The 906-nt window shown below is 66.9% G+C and carries 3 protein-coding genes; all 3 read left to right on the top strand.

Annotation, left to right across the window (positions count from 1 at the left end; genetic code table 11):
- Positions 1-131: 131 nt before the first annotated feature.
- The 3 genes from D7Y13_RS50005 to epsW are packed head-to-tail and all read left to right on the top strand — an operon-like array spanning position 132 to position 877.
- Positions 132-260 carry a hypothetical protein gene (locus tag D7Y13_RS50005; RefSeq protein ID WP_500683199.1) on the top strand — a complete coding sequence of 43 codons (129 nt, stop codon included), beginning with the start codon at positions 132-134 and terminating at the stop codon, positions 258-260.
- 9 nt (positions 261-269) lie between these two features.
- Positions 270-446: a hypothetical protein gene (locus tag D7Y13_RS47015; protein WP_167508823.1), complete on the top strand. Its 177-nt coding sequence runs from the start codon at positions 270-272 to the stop codon at positions 444-446.
- Between the two features lie 23 nt (positions 447-469).
- Positions 470-877 carry an exopolysaccharide biosynthesis response regulator EpsW gene (gene epsW, locus D7Y13_RS41790; RefSeq protein WP_120538493.1) on the top strand — a complete coding sequence of 136 codons (408 nt, stop codon included), beginning with the start codon at positions 470-472 and terminating at the stop codon, positions 875-877.
- The last annotated feature ends 29 nt before the right edge of the window (positions 878-906 follow it).

Genomic DNA, 906 nt, shown 5'->3' with positions numbered 1-906 from the left:
TCATGGTCGGGTTGACTCCTAGTTCCATTCGCATTCGAAGCGGCTGCCTTCGAAGTTCCACTTGTAGGCAAGCACCGCGTCGCGGCGGTAGCCGGCCGTGAGCCGGCAGAGGCTCTGCAGCGAGCTGGACGGTGTCACGGTGGGTCTCACTGGAGGCGGACACGCGGACCGCGTGGACTCGCTCGCCCGACGTGGAGGCGGCCCGCATGGTGTGGTCCGCGACGCTGGGACTGTCGGTACGGCAAACTGGTATCCTCTGAAGCTCCCCCATGGCGAAGCTCATCCTCCTGTCCGTCCTCATCGCCACCGTCGCGCTGCCCGGCGCGGCGGCGCGCGACGCGAATCCGTGGCGGGGGATGAAGAAAGCCATCCTGTGGGTGGCCCTCTTCAATGTGGCGTACGCATACGGCGTGCTCGTCCTCGTTCCCAGGTACGGGTTCGGGTGAGGGAAGGAAAGGCGTTCGACGTGATGGAGCTCCAACAGCTCACCGTCCTCCTCGTGGAGGACTCTCCGATGTTCCGCGTCATGCTGCGTGACATGCTCCAGGAAATGGGCGTGAAGAACGTGGTGGAGAAGCCCAACGGGAAGTCCGCCATGGAGTACCTCCAGGGCGAGGAGAAGCCCGACCTCGTGTGCCTGGACCTGACGTTGCCGGACGTGTCCGGCTACGACGTCTGCGAGCACATCCGCCGCACGCCCGCCATCGCGCACGTGCCGGTGCTGATGGTGAGCGCGCGCAACCTGCCGGAGGACAAGGCCTACGCGGAAGAGGCCGGCGCCAACGGCTACCTGGGCAAGCCCTTCACGCCGGAGGAGCTGGAGAAGCGCGTGCGCCAGGTCCTGAAGGCCGCGGTGCCCCGGAGCTCCATCTCGTGACGTCTCCCGCCCCCCGCACGCCCCACTCC

The organism is Corallococcus praedator, assembly GCF_003612125.1.
Classification (GTDB): domain Bacteria; phylum Myxococcota; class Myxococcia; order Myxococcales; family Myxococcaceae; genus Corallococcus; species Corallococcus praedator.
The sequence above is the reverse complement of the archived record's forward strand: the minus strand, read 5'-3'. Positions and strand labels throughout refer to the sequence as shown.

What these genes read in the sequence shown, in the direction of transcription:
- D7Y13_RS47015 (WP_167508823.1), top strand. Translation starts at nt 270, where the DNA reads ATGGCGAAGCTCATCCTCCTGTCCGTCCTCATCGCCACCGTCGCGCTG.
- epsW (WP_120538493.1), top strand. Translation starts at nt 470, where the DNA reads ATGGAGCTCCAACAGCTCACCGTCCTCCTCGTGGAGGACTCTCCGATG.